This is a genomic window from Pseudomonas sp. LAMO17WK12:I1 (assembly GCF_900177315.1).
Taxonomy (GTDB): Bacteria; Pseudomonadota; Gammaproteobacteria; order Pseudomonadales; family Pseudomonadaceae; genus Aquipseudomonas; species Aquipseudomonas marginalis.
This window is the reverse complement of sequence record NZ_FWZV01000005.1, coordinates 290148-307758: the sequence shown is the minus strand read 5'-3', so window position 1 is coordinate 307758 and position 17611 is coordinate 290148. Positions and strand designations below refer to the sequence as shown.

At 60.0% G+C, this 17611-nt stretch carries 18 protein-coding genes; 7 read left to right on the top strand and 11 right to left on the bottom strand.

The features are described from left to right. Positions 1-7 precede the first annotated feature (7 nt). Positions 8-658, top strand: coding sequence for a DUF1120 domain-containing protein (locus B9N88_RS11675; protein WP_027604709.1), 651 nt, complete (start codon positions 8-10; stop codon positions 656-658). Here the strand turns inward: B9N88_RS11675 and B9N88_RS11670 are convergent. Next, positions 655-1920, bottom strand: a complete 1266-nt coding sequence (locus B9N88_RS11670) for a CynX/NimT family MFS transporter (protein ID WP_027604710.1) — start codon at positions 1918-1920, stop codon at positions 655-657. The genes B9N88_RS11675 and B9N88_RS11670 overlap by 4 nt on opposite strands. Further along, positions 1910-2569, bottom strand: a complete 660-nt coding sequence (locus B9N88_RS11665; protein WP_027604711.1) for a FadR/GntR family transcriptional regulator — start codon at positions 2567-2569, stop codon at positions 1910-1912. The genes B9N88_RS11670 and B9N88_RS11665 overlap by 11 nt, the downstream gene beginning before the upstream one ends. 159 nt (positions 2570-2728) lie before the next feature. Between B9N88_RS11665 and B9N88_RS11660 the strand changes: the two genes are divergently transcribed. Continuing rightward, a complete protein-coding gene (locus B9N88_RS11660) occupies positions 2729-3040 on the top strand; it encodes a type II toxin-antitoxin system MqsR family toxin (protein ID WP_027604712.1) in 312 nt (103 codons plus the stop codon). Then, positions 3037-3519, top strand: a complete 483-nt coding sequence (locus B9N88_RS11655; protein ID WP_027604713.1) for a type II toxin-antitoxin system MqsA family antitoxin — start codon at positions 3037-3039, stop codon at positions 3517-3519. Before B9N88_RS11660 ends, B9N88_RS11655 begins: the two co-directional genes overlap by 4 nt. 50 nt (positions 3520-3569) lie before the next feature. On the opposite strand, the gene B9N88_RS11650 is transcribed toward B9N88_RS11655, so the two are convergent. From B9N88_RS11650 to B9N88_RS11635, 4 genes are all read right to left on the bottom strand, one after another. Beyond that, entirely contained in the window at positions 3570-4334 is a 765-nt protein-coding gene (locus tag B9N88_RS11650) for an amino acid ABC transporter ATP-binding protein (RefSeq protein ID WP_003171943.1), read from the bottom strand. Between the two features lie 11 nt (positions 4335-4345). Beyond that, on the bottom strand, positions 4346-5443 hold the full coding sequence (locus B9N88_RS11645) for an amino acid ABC transporter permease (protein ID WP_027604714.1): 1098 nt from the start codon (positions 5441-5443) through the stop codon (positions 4346-4348). Positions 5444-5453: 10 nt separating this feature from the next. Next, complete coding sequence (locus B9N88_RS11640; RefSeq protein ID WP_027604715.1) at positions 5454-6635, bottom strand: amino acid ABC transporter permease; 1182 nt, start codon at positions 6633-6635, stop codon at positions 5454-5456. A 72-nt stretch (positions 6636-6707) separates the two neighbouring features. Further along, the gene (locus tag B9N88_RS11635) at positions 6708-7739 is read right to left on the bottom strand and encodes an amino acid ABC transporter substrate-binding protein (protein WP_027604716.1); all 1032 of its coding nucleotides are present in this window, start codon (positions 7737-7739) and stop codon (positions 6708-6710) included. 345 nt (positions 7740-8084) lie between these two features. Between B9N88_RS11635 and B9N88_RS11630 the strand changes: the two genes are divergently transcribed. Both B9N88_RS11630 and rhlB read left to right on the top strand, forming a co-directional pair. Further along, a complete protein-coding gene (locus tag B9N88_RS11630) occupies positions 8085-8741 on the top strand; it encodes an alpha/beta hydrolase (protein ID WP_027604717.1) in 657 nt (218 codons plus the stop codon). 95 nt (positions 8742-8836) lie between these two features. Beyond that, positions 8837-10294 (top strand): ATP-dependent RNA helicase RhlB, encoded by a 1458-nt coding sequence (gene rhlB / locus B9N88_RS11625; protein WP_177327725.1) that lies wholly within the window; start codon positions 8837-8839, stop codon positions 10292-10294. 82 nt (positions 10295-10376) lie between these two features. Here rhlB and moaE read toward each other — a convergent pair whose 3' ends face one another. From moaE to B9N88_RS11600, 5 genes are all read right to left on the bottom strand, one after another. Then, entirely contained in the window at positions 10377-10826 is a 450-nt protein-coding gene (gene moaE, locus B9N88_RS11620; protein ID WP_027604719.1) for a molybdopterin synthase catalytic subunit MoaE, read from the bottom strand. Between the two features lie 2 nt (positions 10827-10828). Continuing rightward, positions 10829-11071: a molybdopterin converting factor subunit 1 gene (gene moaD / locus B9N88_RS11615; protein WP_027604720.1), complete on the bottom strand. Its 243-nt coding sequence runs from the start codon at positions 11069-11071 to the stop codon at positions 10829-10831. Continuing rightward, positions 11068-11541, bottom strand: coding sequence for a cyclic pyranopterin monophosphate synthase MoaC (gene moaC / locus B9N88_RS11610; RefSeq protein WP_027604721.1), 474 nt, complete (start codon positions 11539-11541; stop codon positions 11068-11070). Before moaC ends, moaD begins: the two co-directional genes overlap by 4 nt. An 88-nt stretch (positions 11542-11629) precedes the next feature. Beyond that, positions 11630-13024 carry a PhoH family protein gene (locus tag B9N88_RS11605; protein ID WP_005785025.1) on the bottom strand — a complete coding sequence of 465 codons (1395 nt, stop codon included), beginning with the start codon at positions 13022-13024 and terminating at the stop codon, positions 11630-11632. 347 nt (positions 13025-13371) lie between these two features. Continuing rightward, entirely contained in the window at positions 13372-14496 is a 1125-nt protein-coding gene (locus B9N88_RS11600; RefSeq protein WP_027604722.1) for a polysaccharide deacetylase family protein, read from the bottom strand. 121 nt (positions 14497-14617) lie between these two features. Here B9N88_RS11600 and yaaA point away from each other — a divergent pair, with 121 nt between their 5' ends. Both yaaA and B9N88_RS11590 read left to right on the top strand, forming a co-directional pair. Beyond that, complete coding sequence (yaaA, locus tag B9N88_RS11595) at positions 14618-15397, top strand: peroxide stress protein YaaA (protein WP_027604723.1); 780 nt, start codon at positions 14618-14620, stop codon at positions 15395-15397. An 886-nt stretch (positions 15398-16283) separates the two neighbouring features. Beyond that, positions 16284-17600, top strand: a complete 1317-nt coding sequence (locus B9N88_RS11590) for a nucleotide sugar dehydrogenase (protein WP_027604724.1) — start codon at positions 16284-16286, stop codon at positions 17598-17600. Positions 17601-17611 lie beyond the last annotated feature (11 nt).

The following is a 17611-nucleotide window of genomic DNA, read 5'->3' as shown; positions in this document are numbered from 1 at the left end:
CCGCCCCATGAAAACCCCCGGCATCACCCTGCTCTCCCTGCTGTTACTGGGGAGCGCGCTCCCCGCACAGGCCGCCTCGCGCGTGGACCTGGCGGTCAAGGGCCGCATCACGCCCACCGCCTGCACCCCGCAGTTGTCCAACGGCGCGTTGATCGACTACGGCAAGATCTCCCACCAGGACCTGAACACGGACAAAAACACGCGCCTGCCGGTCAAGCTGCTGCAAGTCAGCATCGCCTGCAACGCCTCGAACCGCTTTGCCTTGCGCATGCACGACAATCGCGACGGTTCGGCCATGGTCAACAGCGAGATTTACTACGGCCTGGGCCTGGACAGCAACGGCAACCGTATCGGCCTGTACGCCATGACCTTCGACCCCAGGCAAACCCTGGTCGACAGCACCACGCAGGTGTACGGCACCGAATCCACCACCGGCGGCGTGGCCTGGCGCACCGCCAACCTCAACCCGATCAATATCGGCGCCAACAGTTACCTGGGCTTTACCGACATCGCCGGCAGCACGGCCGGGCCCTCGGCAATCCAGGAGCTGATCAGCACGGTCAAGGTCGAAGCCGTGATCAATGCCACGCAAAACCTGGACCTGAGCAGCGACACACGACTCGACGGCCTTGCCACGCTGGAGGTGGTGTACCTCTAGACTTTCTCGCTGCTGACCTGCACATACTGCGCCCGCCCCGCCCCCAGCCCGGCAATGATGGCGCCCAGGCCGAGCACCGCGAAAATCCAGCCGATGGCCGACCAGCCGCCCGTCCAGTCGTGCACCAGGCCCACCGCAAATGGGCCAATGGACGCCAGGGTGTAGCCAAAGCCCTGGGCCATGCTCGACAGGTTGGCCGCCACATGGGAGTCGCGCGAGCGCAGCACGATCAGGGTCAGCGCCAGGCTGAACGTACCGCCCTGGCCCAGGCCGAGCAGGATCGCCCAGCCCCACAGGCCGTCCAGCGGTGCATACAGGCAACCGAACAAACCGCCGAGGGTCAGCAGCATCACCACTACGATCGCCAGGCGCTGGTCTTTGCCACGGGTGGCGAGCCAGGGTGCGGCGAGGGAACTGAACAATTGCATGACGATAGAGCCGGACAACGCCAGCCCGGCTTCGGTGGCGCTCAGGCCACGACCGATCAGGATCGACGGCAGCCAGCCAAACACGATGTACGACAGGGACGATTGCAGGCCCATGTACAAGGTGACCTGCCAGGCCAACGGATCACGCAGCAGGCCCTTCACTCGGTAGGCGACCTGGTGGGTGGCGTGTCTGCGGCCGACCTGCGGTAACCAGAACAACGCCGCCGCCAACGCCGGCAGAATCCAGAAGCCCAGACCAATGGTCCAGCGGTCACCGAAGTAATGACTCAGCGGCACCGTGGCACCGGCGGCCAACGCCGCGCCCAGGCACAGGGCCATGGTGTAGACGCCGGTCATGGCACCGGCCTGCCTGGCGAAATCACGCTTGATCAGGCCCGGCAGCAAGACGCCGATGATGCCGATGCTCGCACCGGCGATCAGGCTGCCGACGAACAAGCCCACTTCGCCAAAAGCGCTGCGCAGGATGATGCCGGCGGCCAGGGTCAGCAAAATCCCCAACACCACCCGCTCGGCGCCAAACCGCCGGGCCAGGATCGGCGCCGTGGGTGCGAACAGGCCGAGGCACAACACCGGCAGGGTGGTGAGCAAACCGGCCTTGGCCGCCGACAACCCCAGGCTGCTGGAGACGTCGGCCAGCAATGGCGCCACGCTCGACAACGCCGGACGCAGGTTCAAGGCCACCAGGATCAGGCCCAGCAGCAACAGCCAGGGTCGACTCACCACCGGGTGGCTGCTTTGCACCACGTCGTCGTCGGCCTCGGCGTCGATCAACAGTTCGTCCAACTCGCTCGTACGCTTGGTTTCAGGGTTCATTGATCAACTGCCGGCAAAGGGATTTGGCGCGTTCCGGGTCCTGGTGTTCCACGGCTTCGAGCAGGGCGATATGCAGGTCGAACACCGCCTGGCGACGCGGCGAAATGTTCAGGGTCTGGCGCAACTGCGCGCCGACGATGGCGGAAAAGTACTGGTACAGCTCGCTCAACGCCGGGTTGTGCGCGGCGTCCACCAGGCGTTTGTGGAACAGCAGGTCGGCGCTGATATAGGCCTCGAGGTCACCGTGGTACAGCACCGCGCTGGCCTTGAGTGCCTCATGCAAAGCGGTGAGGTCGGCTTCGGTACGGCGCACCGCCGCGAGCCCGACGGCCTCCACTTCCAGGATCTGCCGCGTCTCCTGCGCCTGCTCCAGGGTGCAGTGGGATAACGCGCGCATGGCCCCCAGCGGGTCGGTCATCGAGCGCAGGTAACTGCCGTCGCCCTGGCGGATCTCGATCAACCCGGAGAACGCCAACACGCGCATGGCCTCGCGCACGGTGTTGCGGCTGATGCCCAGCTCGGCGGCCAGCTCCGGCTCGGTGGGCAGGCGTTCGCCGATGGCCCACCGGCCTTCGCTGATGCGCCAGCGCAATTGCTCAAGGGCCTGGTCCACCAGGGAGCGTTTGATCAAGGGGGCGATGTCTGTCATGGAATGCAGGCTTTCGTCCAATCATAGGATGAATTTTCCTACAGCCTATTCAGAGTTGCCTACAAAGGCAACGCACTAGGGTTCTTAGGCAGGAAAAGGAGCAGTATTTTCGATTGGTAAAATTACCCTCAAAGGGTAATTATTCGGCTCAGGTGTCTTATGGAAAAGTACACACCTCATTACGATCTGGCGGTGATCAAGGCGGACGTCAGGCGGCTTGGAGGCCGGGCATTTACGCTCGCAGCAAAGCAAACAGGCGCGCGGCTCGGTCTGAATATCAAGGAGATGCAAGAGGTCGTTTTCGAACTACAAAACAGGATGTTGTACAAATCGATGACCACGTATGCCGATCACCGGGTGTGGCAGGACGTGTACCACATCAATTCACACGGTCTGGAGATTTACATCAAGGTCACTTACTGCACAGCCGGTAACCCTCCAGTGATCTCCTTCAAGAAGAAGAGCTCATGAACACTCAACATTGCTTCATTTGCGGTGCACCCGACGCCATGAGGCGCTTCGAAAGCCGCAGCGAAACCCTCCGTGTCAACGGTATGGAACGGCGTGTCGATGACCTGTCTGGCTGGGAATGCCAACTGTGCGGCGACGGCATGCATGACCCTGACAGCTCCGACCGCTATAGCGCCGCCAGCGATGAACTGGTCCGTACCGCGCGGACAATGATCGGCAACGAGATGAAACGCATCCGTCGCAAGCTGCACCTTACGCAGAAAGAAGCCGTGCAACTGTTGTCCGGTGGCGGTCACAACGCTTTTTCACGTTATGAACGCGGTGAGCTTCTGCCACCGAAGCCACTGGTTCTATTGATGCGATTGTTGGACCGTTACCCTCACCTGCTCGCCGACGCCAGGGGCTTGGCCGAAGGCGCTGACCTGCGGGGCTTCACCCATACCGCGAACACAGGGCAGGAGGCGCTCAAGGCCTCCTGAACAGACAAAAATAAACCCGGCCAGGCCGGGTTTATTTTTTCAGGCATCGATCAATGCAGGATCTGGCTCAAGAACAGCTTGGTCCGGTCATTCTGCGGGTTGTCGAAGAAGTCATTCGGCGCCGCCTGTTCGACGATCTCGCCCTTGTCCATGAAAATCACACGGTTGGCCACGGTGCGCGCGAAACCCATTTCGTGGGTCACGCACAACATGGTCATGCCGTCTTCGGCCAGGCCGATCATGGTGTCGAGTACTTCCTTGACCATTTCCGGATCGAGGGCCGAGGTCGGCTCATCGAACAGCATGATTTTCGGCTTCATGCACAGGGCGCGGGCAATCGCAACGCGCTGTTGCTGGCCGCCGGACAGTTGCCCCGGAAACTTGTGGGCCTGCTCCGGGATGCGCACACGCTCCAGGTAGTGCATGGCGATTTCCTCGGCCTTGCGCTTGGGCATCTTGCGCACCCACATCGGCGCCAGCGTGCAGTTCTGCAGGATGGTCAGGTGCGGGAACAGGTTGAAGTGCTGGAACACCATGCCGACTTCACGGCGGATCGCTTCGATCTGCTTGAGGTCGTTGGTCAGTTCCACGCCATCGACCACGATGCGGCCCTGCTGGTGCTCTTCCAGACGGTTGAGGCAACGGATGGTGGTGGACTTGCCCGAACCCGACGGGCCGCACAGCACGATACGCTCGCCCTGCTTGACGTTGAGGTTGATGTCTTTCAACACATGGAACTGGCCGTACCACTTGTTGACGCCCTGCATCTGGATAATGCCTTCAGGGCTCACAGGCTGTTTGATCGCTTCGCTCATAACATCAACTCCTAACGCTTGTGGCCTGTGTCGAGCTTGTGTTCCAAATGAATGGAATAGCGCGACATACCAAAACAGAAAATCCAGAACACCAGGGCGGCAAACACATAGCCTTCGGTGGCCATGCCCAACCATTTAGGGTCGGCGGCGGCTTGCTTGACGCTGTTGAGCAGGTCGAACAGGCCGATGATGATCACCAGGCTGGTGTCCTTGAACAAGGCGATAAACGTGTTGACGATGCCCGGGATCACCATCTTCAGGGCTTGCGGCAGAATCACCAGGCCCATGCTGCGCCAGTAACCCAGGCCCATCGCCGCGGCCGCTTCGTACTGACCTTTAGGGATCGCCTGCAAACCGCCACGCACCACCTCGGCCACGTAGGCCGACTGGAACAGGATCACGCCGATCAACGCCCGCAGCAGCTTGTCGATGCCCATGCCTTCGGGCAGGAACAACGGCAGCATCACCGAGGACATGAACAGCACGGTGATCAACGGCACGCCGCGCCAGAACTCAATGAAGGTCACGCAGACCACACGAATCGCCGGCATGTTCGAGCGCCGCCCCAAGGCCAGCACAATCCCCAGCGGCAAGGCACCGGCGATGCCGACAGTGGCGATGACCAGGGTCAGCATCAGGCCGCCCCATTGGCTGGTTGCCACATTGGTCAGCCCGAAGATCCCGCCGTGGAGCAGGAAGTAGGCGATGATCGGGTACAGCACCAGGAAGCTCAGGCCATAGACCGCCTTGCGTGGGAAACGCGAGATGAACAACGGCGCCACGCCGACGATGGCCAGCCACACGGTCAGGTCCACACGCCAGCGCAGGTCGCCGGGGTAGTAGCCGTACATGAACTGCCCGAAGCGCTGCTGGATAAACACCCAGCACGCGCCTTCCTTGGTGCAGTCGGCGCGGGTGGTGCCGACCCAGTTGGCATCGAGGATGGCCCACTGCAGGATCGGCGGCACCACCAGGTAGATCAGGTAGAACGCCAACAGCGTCAGCAGGGTATTGAGCCAACTGGAGAACAGGTTGGCGCGCATCCAGGCCATCGGTCCGAAGACTTTGCTCGGCGGCGGCATATCAGGTTTGAAAGTATGCGAACTCATGTGCGTTTCCTCACCGCTCGATCAGCGCAATGCGCTTGTTGTACCAGTTCATCAGCAGGGAAATGCTGATGCTGATCGCCAGGTACACGCTCATGGTGATGGCAATAACCTCGATGGCCTGGCCGGTCTGGTTGAGCACCGTGCCGGCAAACAGCGAAACCATTTCCGGGTAACCGATACCGGCGGCCAGCGACGAGTTCTTCGCCAGGTTCAGGTACTGGCTGGTCAGCGGCGGAATGATCACCCGCAGGGCTTGCGGGATGATGACCTTGCGCAGCGTCGGCCCAGGGCGCAGGCCCAGGGAGCGCGCAGCTTCGGTCTGGCCGTGGCTGACGGACTTGATGCCCGAACGCACGATCTCGGCGATAAACGCTGCCGTGTACACGGTAAGCGCCAGGGTCAGGGCCAGCAGTTCAGGGATCAGTACCCAGCCGCCGACAAAGTTAAAACCTGAAAGCTTTGGCATTTCCCAGTGCAGCGGCGCGCCGAAGATCAAGGCACACAACGCCGGGATCACGATAAACAGCGCCAGGCCCGCCCAGAACTTGTGGAAGGGTACGCCGGTCGCCTCAAAGCGCTTGTTGGCCCAACGCGCCATCAGCACGATTGCCACGATGGCAACCACGATGCTGGCCACAAACGGCCAGAACCCGTCAGCGGCCAGCGCTGCGGGCATGTTCAGGCCACGGCTGCTGACAAAGAAGGTGTCACCGAAGTTATGGCTGTTGCGCGGCCCCGGCATGGTCAGGAACACCGCGAAGTACCAGAACAGGATCTGCAGCAGCGGCGGAATGTTGCGGAACACTTCCACATACACGGTCGCCAGCTTGTTGATCATCCAGTTCGGTGACAGGCGCGCCACGCCGATGATGAAGCCCAGCAGGGTCGCCAGGATCACCCCGATAAAGGTCACCAGCAAAGTGTTGAGCAGCCCGATCACAAAGACACGGGCATAGCTGTCCGATTCGGTGTAGTCGATCAAATGCTGCGCGATGCCGAAGCCGGCACTGCGCTCAAGAAAGTCGAAACCCGAGGTAATGCCCCGGTGCTGAAGGTTGGTCTGGGTATTGTCGAAGAGGTACCAGCCCAGCGAGATCACCGCCACAATCGTGATGATCTGGAAGAGCCACGCACGCACTTTGGGATCGCTGAAGCTGAGCTTCCGATTTGGTGCGCCGATTTGTTTTTGCATGAAGTGCCCCGGAAAGAATGGAACAGAACATCACCCGGCGGTTGGCCCACCGGGTGACAGAACCATCAGCGATCAGCGCACAGGCGGTGCGTATTGAATGCCGCCGTTGTTCCACAGCGCGTTCAGGCCGCGGTCGATTTCCAGCGGGGTGCTCTTGCCCAGGTTGCGCTCGAACACTTCACCGTAGTTACCGACTTGCTTGACGATCTGTACGACCCAATCCTTCTTCACTTTCAGGTCTTTGCCGTATTCGCCGTCAGCACCGAGCAGACGCGCAACGTCCGGGTTCTTGGTGGACTTGGCTTCAGCTTCAACGTTTTTGGACGTGATGCCGGCTTCTTCAGCGTTGAGCATGGCGTAGCCCACCCAGCGCACGATGGCCAGCCACTCGTCATCACCGTTACGCACGACCGGGCCCAGCGGTTCCTTGGAAATGGTTTCCGGCAGAACTACGTAGTCTTTTGGCGAGGCCAGCTTGCTGCGCTGGGCGAACAGTTGGGACTTGTCGGAAGTCAGTACGTCGCAACGACCGGATTCCAGCGACTTGGCGCTTTCATCGGAGGTGTCGAAGGTGATCGGGGTGTATTTGAGGTTGTTGCCACGGAAGTAGTCGGAAACGTTCAGCTCAGTGGTGGTACCGGCCTGGATGCAGATGGTTGCACCGTCCAGTTCCTTGGCACTTTTGACGCCCAGCTTGTTGTTAACCAGGAAGCCGATGCCGTCGTAGTAAGTGATGAAGCCCGGGAATTTCAGGCCCATGCCCGCATCGCGGGAGCTGGTCATGGTGGTGTTGCGCGACAGGATGTCGACTTCGCCGGATTGAAGCGCGGTGAAACGCTCCTTGGCGTTCAACTGGCTGAATTTGACCTTGGTGGCGTCGCCGAAAACGGCAGCGGCCACGGCGCGGCAAACGTCAGCATCGATCCCGAGGATCTTGCCGCTGGCATCCGGTACCGAGAAGCCCGGCAAGCCGTCACTCACGCCACATTGCACAAAGCCTTTCTTCTGCACGGCGTCCAGAGTGGCGCCAGCCTGGGCGAAACCACTGACACCCAGTACAGCCGCCGCGCTAACGATGGCCAGGGTGGATTTCAATACCTTCATTCAAACCTCCAGTTGCTCTTGTTGTGTCGAAGCTCCAACCTCAGCGCACCCTTATGAGGCGATATCGACCCGTGTTGGCTTTTTTTAGGGTCAAGCAGCATGAGGCTTTCGCGGTAATTCCAGCGGCTATCCCAGAAGCGGCAGTCACTGATAGTGTTACCGTCCAGGGAAAGTTCTGACATCGACCTACACATAGCAAGGCGCGTACCAGAGTGGCGGCTGAGTCGTTTCAGCCCCTCGTCAATGGAAAAAGATTCAACCTTGCGACATTCTCTTAACAGATCAACCTGTCGCGCACCGTTCCGACGCACCCAATCGGAGCGCACGCACATATATGGAGCAGACATGACCGAACCCTTGATTCTTCAGCCCGCCAAGCCCGCAGACGCCTGCGTAATCTGGTTGCATGGCCTGGGTGCCGATCGCTACGACTTCCTGCCGGTGGCCGAGGCGCTGCAGGAAAGCTTGCTGTCCACCCGCTTTGTTTTGCCCCAGGCACCGACCCGTCCGGTGACGATCAATGGTGGCTACGAGATGCCCAGCTGGTACGACATCAAGGCCATGAGCCCGGCCCGCTCGATCAGCCTGGAAGAGCTGGAAGTGTCAGCAAAAATGCTGACCGATCTGATCGAAGCACAGAAGAGAACCGGAATAGACGCTTCGCGGATTTTCCTCGCGGGCTTTTCCCAAGGTGGCGCCGTGGTATTCCACACCGCGTTCCTGAATTGGGAGGGGCCATTGGGCGGCGTCATCGCCCTCTCCACCTACGCGCCCACCTTCAGCGATGAGCTTGAATTGTCGGCCAGCCAACAACGCATTCCAACGCTGTGCCTGCACGGCCAGTACGACGAGGTGGTACAGAACGCCATGGGCCGCAGCGCCTACGAGCACCTGAAAACCCGTGGTGTCACCGTGACATGGCAGGAATACCCAATGGGCCACGAAGTGTTACCCCAGGAGATTCACGATATAGGGACTTGGTTGACCGCTCGCCTGGGCTGAACCCCACGTTTATGTAGCCGTATGACAGACGCACTACGCCGCGCCCGATTCTTGCATTACACTGGCCGGCGTACATTCCTTAACCAATTAATGAGATCACCGTGCTCAAAGCACTCAAGAAGATGTTCGGCAAAAGCGAGGCTGAGCCGCTCGCGCCTGTTCCCAGTGCTCCTGTCCCCTCCTCCGGCAGCCGCAATGACGGTCAACAGCCAGGCCGGACTGCACCTGTCGCCCAGCCGAAGACGCCGACGGTGACACCGCCCGAACAGGCAAAACCCGAGACCCAAGCCGCACCCAAGCCTCGCCGGGAACGCGCGCCCAAACCGCCGGTGATCCCGTGGAAACTCGAGGATTTCGTCGTCGAGCCCCAGGAAGGCAAGACCCGCTTCCATGATTTCAAACTGGCCCCGGAACTGATGCACGCCATCCAGGACCTGGGGTTCCCGTACTGCACGCCGATCCAGGCGCAGGTACTGGGCTTTACCCTCGCCGGCAAAGATGCCATCGGTCGTGCCCAGACCGGTACCGGCAAGACCGCCGCGTTCCTGATCTCGATCATCACCCAGCTGCTGCAAACGCCGCCGCCGAAAGAACGCTACATGGGTGAACCGCGTGCGCTGATCATCGCGCCTACCCGTGAACTGGTGGTGCAGATCGCCAAGGACGCCGCCGACCTGACCAAGTACACCGGCCTCAACGTCATGACGTTCGTCGGCGGCATGGACTTCGACAAGCAGCTCAAGCACCTCGAAGCCCGCCACTGCGACATCCTGGTGGCAACCCCCGGCCGCCTGCTGGACTTCAACCAGCGCGGCGACGTGCACCTGGACATGGTCGAAGTGATGGTGCTGGACGAAGCCGACCGCATGCTCGACATGGGTTTCATCCCACAAGTGCGCCAGATCATTCGCCAGACCCCGCCGAAAAACGAGCGCCAAACCCTGCTGTTCTCCGCGACCTTCACCGAAGACGTGATGAACCTCGCCAAGCAGTGGACCACCGAGCCGTCCATCGTCGAGATCGAAGCGCTGAACGTCGCCAGCGAAAACGTCGAACAGCACATCTATGCCGTGGCCGGTGCCGACAAGTACAAGCTGCTCTACAACCTGGTCAACGACAACGGCTGGGAACGCGTGATGGTGTTCGCCAACCGCAAGGACGAAGTGCGCCGCATCGAGGAACGCCTGGTGCGCGATGGCGTGAATGCCGCGCAACTGTCGGGCGATGTGCCGCAACACAAGCGCATCAAGACCCTGGAAGGCTTCCGCGAAGGCAAGATCCGCGTGCTGGTGGCCACCGACGTGGCCGGGCGCGGGATTCACATCGACGGCATCAGCCACGTGATCAACTTCACCCTGCCGGAAGTGCCGGACGACTACGTGCACCGCATCGGCCGTACCGGCCGGGCGGGGGCTGCGGGCGTGTCGATCAGCTTTGCCGGGGAGGATGACTCGTATCAGTTGCCGTCGATCGAGACCTTGCTGGGCCGCAAGATCAGTTGCGAGACTCCGCCGACGCACTTGCTGCGGGCTGTAGAACGCAAACGCCCGTAAGCTGAAAAGCGATAAAAATGTGGGAGGGGCGGTGCGACGATTCGACTTGCCCCCTCCCACATTTGGTTAAGTGTTCGGCTGGTTATTTCCAGCGATCCGCCGCAGCGTGGTCGCTGTCCCGCCCTTCCACCCAGCGCGCACCCTCACGGGTGTTTTCCTTCTTCCAGAAAGGCGCACGGGTTTTCAGGTAATCCATCACAAACGCACAGGCATCGAACGCGGCCTGGCGATGGGCACTGGCGGCGGCCACGAACACTATCGGCTCGCCAGGCTCCAGCGCACCGATACGATGCAGCACTTCGAGCTTGAGCAGCGGCCAGCGTTGCTCGGCTTCGACGGCGATCTTGGCCAAGGCTTTTTCAGTCATGCCCGGATAGTGTTCGAGAAACATCCCGGACACCTCTCGGCCCTCGTTGAAATCGCGCACATAGCCGACGAAACTCACCACCGCGCCCACGCCCACATTCGCCGCGTGCATCGCGTTGACCTCGGCACCGGGGTCAAACGGTTCGACCTGTACACGAATGGCCATGTTCAGCCTCCGGTCACGGGCGGGAAGAACGCAACTTCATCACCGGCCTGCAACGGCTCGTCGAGAGCACACAACTCCTGGTTGCGAGCACACATCAAGCTGGTTTCGTTGAGCACTTCAAAGCCCGGATCAGCGGCCAGCGCCTGGCGCACGGCATCGACCGTGGCGAATTCGCCTTCCATCTCAAGTGAATCCAGGCCTATTTTTTCGCTGTAACGCGCGAAAAACAGTACGTTGATGCTCATTGTCCATCCGCCTTGAAATGCCCGCTCTTACCGCCAAGCTTTTCCAGCAGGCGGATGTTTTCGATGGTCATGCCGCGATCCACGGCCTTGCACATGTCGTAGATCGTCAGCGCCGCGACGCTGGCCGCCGTCAACGCTTCCATCTCTACGCCGGTCTGCCCGGACAGCTTGCAGCGCGCGACGATGTGTACCGAGTCTGCGCCATCGGCACTCAGTTCGACCTTGACTCCGGTCAACATCAGCGGGTGACACAGGGGAATCAGATCACTGGTTTTTTTCGCCGCCTGGATCCCGGCGATGCGGGCCACGGCAAACACGTCGCCCTTGGGATGGGCGCCGTCGACGATCATTTGCAGGGTCTCGGGCAGCATGCGCACCCGCGCTTCGGCCACCGCCTCCCGGAACGTCACGGACTTGTCGGTGACGTCGACCATATGGGCGCGACCTTGGGAATCGAGATGAGTCAGCACAGGGATACTCCTGATCAGGAGCGGCGATTGTAAACCCAACACGCAATAAATGTGGGAGCAGCGGTGCGACGCACCGCCGCTCCAACGGTTACAGGTGCGACTCTGCGTATTCAGCCAGAATCGAGCGAGGCACCCCTTGCAGCGCGATATGCACGCCGTTCGGGAAGTCCTTGAAGCGTTCCGTCAGGTAGGTCAGCCCGGAGCTGGTCGCGGACAGGTAAGGGGTGTCGATCTGTGCCAGGTTGCCCAGGCACACCACTTTGGAACCGGCGCCGGCACGGGTGATGATGGTTTTCATCTGGTGCGGGGTCAGGTTCTGGCATTCATCGATCAAAATCAGGCTCTGCTGGAAGCTGCGACCTCGGATGTAGTTGAGGGATTTGAACTGCAACGGCACTTTGCTGAGGATGTAGTCGACGCTGCCATGGGTGTTTTCGTCATCCATGTGCAAGGCTTCGAGGTTGTCGGTGATCGCCCCCAGCCACGGCTCCATTTTTTCCGCCTCGGTACCGGGCAAAAAGCCGATTTCCTGGTCCAGGCCCTGCACGGAGCGGGTGGCGATGATGCGGCGATAGCGCTTGGTCACCATGGTCTGCTCGATGGCGGCAGCCAGGGCGAGGATGGTTTTACCGGAACCGGCAGCGCCCGTCAGGTTGACCAGGTGGATGTCCGGGTCGAGCAGCGCATACAGCGCCAGGCTCTGGTAGATGTCACGCGGTTTCAGGCCCCAGGCTTCCTGGTGCAACAGGGGTTCCTGATGCAGGTCGAGGATCAGCAGCTTGTCGACCTGGATCTCTTTGATCCAGCCCACGAAGCCCTGTTCGTCGACAATGAATTCATTGATATGCACGGCCGGCAGGTTGTCGATCAGTTGTACCTGGTGCCAGGTACGGCCATGGTCCTGACGGGTTTCGACCTTGCTGACACGGTCCCAGAACGAGCCGGTCATCATGTGATAACCACGGGACAGCATCGACACGTCGTCGACCAGTTGGTCGGTACTGTAGTCCTCGGCAGCGATCCCACACGCTCGTGCCTTGAGGCGCATATTGATGTCTTTGGTCACCAGCACCACGCGCAGGTCCTTGTCGCGAGCGTGCAGGTCGATCAATTGGTTGATGATTTTGTTGTCGTTCAGGTTTTCCGGCAGCAGGCTGTTGGGCTCGCTGCGCTTGCTCATCAGGATCGACAGCAAGCCCTTGGGCCCGCTTTTGCCGCGCTGGATCGGCACGCCGACCTCAACGTCCTCGGGTGACGCTTCGCCCAGGGTCTTGTCGATCAGGCGGATGGCCTGGCGGCATTCGGCAGCCACGCTGTGGTGCCCGCTTTTGAGTTTGTCGAGCTCCTCAAGCACGATCATCGGGATGGCGACGTGGTGTTCTTCGAAGTTAAGCAGTGCGTTTGGATCGTGGATCAGTACATTGGTATCAAGCACATAAAGGATTGGCTGGTCGGAAGAAGGGTTACGTCCATGATCATCCATACTCGGTCACCTTTGTGGGAGCCAGTCGACGCAATACCACAACAGTGCTGCGCCTCGATTCGACCACCGACTGCACCTGAGTGACGTCAAGCGCAGTGCCCACATGAGGAGTCTTGGAAGACGCCACCTGTGTTGCAGGTTTCGGCGATCTGACTTCGTAATACCGCAAAACCCATGACAGGAAAAAGTACTTTGACGCTTTTTTGAAGTTTATTTTTCAGGATGACGAATAGCACTAGCCGAGTGCCCGATGCACCGTTAAAGTCGGAAGTCCGCCTGCATCGAAATGTCGCACAAAATCAGCGCCAAAATGCCTCCAACCCAACAGGGCCGGGCACTTCATCCTTTTAACGAAACGCCTCCCGGCAGTCCTGCCAACCCAGCCCACTCTGCGCCGTTGCCTGCAGCAACATCGGCAATGCCACGCGCGCCTTATCCTGGGTGTCGTGAAACACAATCACGCCTTTGCGCCACAACAGCATCAACGTCAGCACCCGTTGCGCCGACTCATCGGCCTTGAGCTTGCCCGGCTCGTCCTGGGAATCGATGTCCCATAACGCCACCTGCAAGCCCTGGGACTGGAAGAACCCCTGGCTGTCCGCGCGCCGCTGCCCGTAAGGCGGTCGGAACAGCGGCACGTAGTTTTCCGGCATCAGGTTCTGCACCAACTGCGCGCTGCGGGTGATGGAACTCTGCCAGTCCACCCAATGGCTGTGGGAACGGTACTGCCAGCCCTCGGTACCGACGCACTGTCCCTGGTACAACGCCTCCACCTCAGCGGCAGAACTGCGCTCCACACGGTTTTGCAGGCTGCTGCCGAGGACAAAGAAGGTGGCGTTCATCTTCTGCTTGCGCAGGTAGTCGGCGAGCCAGTCGGTGTTGCCGCTGACCGGTGCCGGACCGCCGTCGAAGGTCAGCAGGAACAGGCGGTCGTTGAACTCATCGCCATTGCGTTCATGGTCGCCAAAGCGCGCGACTTCGCTGCTGATCTGCGGAAACAGCGCGGCCTTGCGCAGCAGTTCGTCCAGATAACGCTCGTGGAAAGCATGGCTGGGGGCGGCCCAGCCTATATAGAAGGAGTCTTCGCTGATCGCCAGCTTGCCGGCCTGCTCGCGCAGGTCGTCCATGTTCTCCACCAGGTAGCAGAACGAGGCGTCGACTTCGCAGCTCTGCTGGGCGAACGTGTAGTTCTCCAGCAGGCGCTGCCAAAGCTCGCGACGCAGATCGTCGATGGCGGCCAGGTTGATGATCTTCAAGCCCAGGCGCTGCTTGAGTGCGGTTTCATCCTGGGATTCACTGGCCAGCAGGCTGTGGGCGAACATCAGGATTTCCGCACGCGAAGCCACGTCGAACAGGGCGGGACTGCTGAGTTTTTCCGGCCAGGTGCCACGGTCCAGGCTGGCTACATCCACCGGCGCCGCCTGGGCATTCAGGCACAGCAGGCACGCCGACAATAAAAGCGCTATTCGCACGCAGGGGTCTCCCTCTCCAGAGTCACCGGCCATCATAGCGGATCGCGCCTATCGCCATCATAGGTGGAGTCAAAACGCCCAACCCCCTAGAATCCCCGCACGATTTACAGGAGACGACTTCATGCTGATGGTGATTTCCCCCGCCAAGACCCTCGATTTCGAGACCCCAGCGGTGACCCAGCGCTTTACCCAGCCACAGTACCTTGACCATTCCCAGGTGCTGATCGAGCAACTGCGCGAGCTGAGCCCGGCGCAGATCAGCGAATTGATGCACGTGTCCGACAAGATCGGTGGCCTCAATGCCGCCCGCTTCGGCAGCTGGACCCCGGCCTTCACCCCCGAGAATGCCAAGCAGGCCTTGCTGGCGTTCAAGGGCGACGTGTACACCGGCCTGAACGCCGAGACCTTCAGCGATGCCGACTTCAGCTACGCCCAGGACCACCTGCGCATGCTCTCGGGCCTGTACGGCCTGCTGCGCCCCCTGGACCTGATGATGCCGTACCGCCTGGAGATGGGCACCAAACTCGCCAACGCCCGTGGCAAGGACCTGTACGCCTTCTGGGGCACGCGCATCAGCGAATGGCTGAACGAAGCCCTGGCCGAACAAGGCGACGACGTGCTGCTCAACCTGGCCTCCAACGAGTACTTCTCGGCGGTCAAGCGCACGGCCCTGAACGCGCGGATCATCAACACCGAGTTCAAGGACCTGAAGAACGGCCAGTACAAGATCATCAGCTTCTACGCGAAAAAGGCCCGGGGCATGATGAGCCGCTTCGTGATCGAAGAGCGCATCAACGATCCGGCCAGGCTCAAGCAGTTCGATGTGCAGGGTTACCGCTTCAATGCGGAGCAGTCCAAGCCGGACAATCTGGTGTTCCTGCGCGATCACGCACCGGAATAAGGCCGTACCAGCCTCTTTCATACAATGAAATCCAAATGTGGGAGGGGCTTGCCCCGATTGCGGTGGTTCAGTCACGAATCTATCGACTGATGCACTGCCATCGGGGGCAAGCCTCCTCCCACATTTTTATCCGCGCTTCACACCAAGAATCGTCATTTATTTGACGTCAAAAAATATCCCGACACATCCCTAACATTTCTTTCACTCGACTTTTCCGATTTTTTTTCGTAGTGGCACCACTTTTTTAAAACACTAGTGGCACAAAACTATCCCTTCGCGCCAACTACCCGTAACTACTGGCCCAGATAGCAAGTGCTATCAATATAGTACCAGTGCCATCTTTACCTATATTTCAAGAAATTTCGGGAAACAGGATGAGCGGCCAGGAACTTCGTCCTGAAGCGCCGCTCATACCACCGGTAACGAAATTCTCTGTTTCTGTAGGAGATGACTTACAAGGCGGACCAACGGAAGTAGCGAAGTTGTCATATTCAACTTTGACTCAGTGGTCACATTACCAACCGATTAGTTGAGAGCGGCGATAAGGATCCATTGCCACGAACTATAAGGCCAAGGCTGTGCTTACCCTAATGGGTCAGTGAGACAACCCAAGGCATTGATATGTAAAGGCTTACAGCCTCTATCAAGGCCCTGCGGCACTGGCGCCAGGCCCTTCTCCCAGGAAGGCTGGCTGCATTTCAGGGCAGGCCCCAATAACAAGGCCAAGTTGCGCACAACTTGAGTGCAATAGTTAGTCACTCGTTATTCAACATGCCTGTACGCGGCAAGTCGGCGTCTATTCGCCCAACTTTCGCGGCATTTGTGACGTTTGCAAACATGAACTCCGGCCATCTAATGGCATGATTTAAATACAGAGGTAATTGCGATGCGCATCAGCATATTTGGTTTGGGTTACGTTGGCGCAGTGTGTGCCGGTTGCCTGTCTGCCCGTGGCCACGAAGTGGTCGGCGTAGACATCTCCAAGGAAAAGATCGACCTGATCAACGCCGGCAAATCGCCGATCGTCGAGCCGGGTCTGGGCGAACTGTTGAGCCAGGGCATCGCAAACGGTCGACTGCGCGGCACCACCAACTTCGCCGACGCCATCCGTGATACTGACCTGTCGATGATTTGCGTCGGTACGCCGAGCAAGAAGAACGGCGACTTGGAACTCAACTACATCGAATCGGTATGCCGCGAGATCGGTTTTGTCCTGCGTGACAAGACCACCCGCCACACCATCGTGGTACGCAGCACCGTGTTGCCGGGCACCGTCGCCAACGTGGTGATCCCAATCCTCGAAGACTGCTCCGGCAAGAAAGCCGGCGTCGACTTCGGTGTTGCGGTCAACCCGGAATTCCTGCGCGAATCCACCGCCATCGCCGACTACGACCTGCCACCGATGACCGTTATCGGCGAATTCGACAAAGCCTCCGGCGATGTCCTGCAGTCGCTGTACGAAGAACTCGACGCACCGATCATCCGCAAGGACATCGCCGTAGCCGAGATGATCAAGTACACCTGCAACGTGTGGCACGCCACCAAGGTCACCTTCGCCAACGAGATCGGCAACATCGCCAAGGCGGTCGGCGTCGACGGTCGCGAAGTGATGGAAGTGGTCTGCCAGGACAAGACCCTCAACCTGTCCCAGTACTACATGCGCCCAGGCTTCGCGTTCGGCGGCTCCTGCCTGCCTAAAGACGTGCGCGCCCTGACCTACCGCGCCAGTTCCCTGGACGTGGAAGCGCCGCTGCTCAACTCGCTGATGCGCAGCAACGAGTCCCAGGTGCAGAACGCCTTCGACATCGTCGCCGGCCACGACAAACGCAAAGTCGCCCTGCTGGGCCTGAGCTTCAAGGCCGGTACCGACGACCTGCGCGAAAGCCCGCTGGTCGAGCTGGCGGAAATGCTGATCGGCAAGGGCTACGACCTGAGCATCTACGACAGCAACGTCGAGTACGCCCGTGTCCACGGTGCCAACAAGGACTACATCGAAGGCAAGATCCCCCACGTGTCGTCCCTGCTCAACTCGGACTTCGATGATGTGATCAACAACTCCGACGTGATCATCCTCGGTAACCGCGACGAGAAGTTCCGCGCCCTGGCGCAGAACGCACCGCACGGCAAGCAAGTGATCGACCTGGTGGGCTTCATGTCCAAGGCCACCAGTACGACAGGCCGTACCGAAGGCATTTGCTGGTAACAGCAACGGTA

What these genes read in the sequence shown, in the direction of transcription:
- B9N88_RS11675 (WP_027604709.1), top strand. Translation starts at nt 8, where the DNA reads ATGAAAACCCCCGGCATCACCCTGCTCTCCCTGCTGTTACTGGGGAGC.
- B9N88_RS11670 (WP_027604710.1), bottom strand. Translation starts at nt 1,920, where the DNA reads ATGAACCCTGAAACCAAGCGTACGAGCGAGTTGGACGAACTGTTGATC.
- B9N88_RS11665 (WP_027604711.1), bottom strand. Translation starts at nt 2,569, where the DNA reads ATGACAGACATCGCCCCCTTGATCAAACGCTCCCTGGTGGACCAGGCC.
- B9N88_RS11660 (WP_027604712.1), top strand. Translation starts at nt 2,729, where the DNA reads ATGGAAAAGTACACACCTCATTACGATCTGGCGGTGATCAAGGCGGAC.
- B9N88_RS11655 (WP_027604713.1), top strand. Translation starts at nt 3,037, where the DNA reads ATGAACACTCAACATTGCTTCATTTGCGGTGCACCCGACGCCATGAGG.
- B9N88_RS11650 (WP_003171943.1), bottom strand. Translation starts at nt 4,334, where the DNA reads ATGAGCGAAGCGATCAAACAGCCTGTGAGCCCTGAAGGCATTATCCAG.
- B9N88_RS11645 (WP_027604714.1), bottom strand. Translation starts at nt 5,443, where the DNA reads ATGAGTTCGCATACTTTCAAACCTGATATGCCGCCGCCGAGCAAAGTC.
- B9N88_RS11640 (WP_027604715.1), bottom strand. Translation starts at nt 6,635, where the DNA reads ATGCAAAAACAAATCGGCGCACCAAATCGGAAGCTCAGCTTCAGCGAT.
- B9N88_RS11635 (WP_027604716.1), bottom strand. Translation starts at nt 7,739, where the DNA reads ATGAAGGTATTGAAATCCACCCTGGCCATCGTTAGCGCGGCGGCTGTA.
- B9N88_RS11630 (WP_027604717.1), top strand. Translation starts at nt 8,085, where the DNA reads ATGACCGAACCCTTGATTCTTCAGCCCGCCAAGCCCGCAGACGCCTGC.
- moaE (WP_027604719.1), bottom strand. Translation starts at nt 10,826, where the DNA reads ATGGCCATTCGTGTACAGGTCGAACCGTTTGACCCCGGTGCCGAGGTC.
- moaD (WP_027604720.1), bottom strand. Translation starts at nt 11,071, where the DNA reads ATGAGCATCAACGTACTGTTTTTCGCGCGTTACAGCGAAAAAATAGGC.
- B9N88_RS11605 (WP_005785025.1), bottom strand. Translation starts at nt 13,024, where the DNA reads ATGGATGATCATGGACGTAACCCTTCTTCCGACCAGCCAATCCTTTAT.
- yaaA (WP_027604723.1), top strand. Translation starts at nt 14,618, where the DNA reads ATGCTGATGGTGATTTCCCCCGCCAAGACCCTCGATTTCGAGACCCCA.
- B9N88_RS11590 (WP_027604724.1), top strand. Translation starts at nt 16,284, where the DNA reads ATGCGCATCAGCATATTTGGTTTGGGTTACGTTGGCGCAGTGTGTGCC.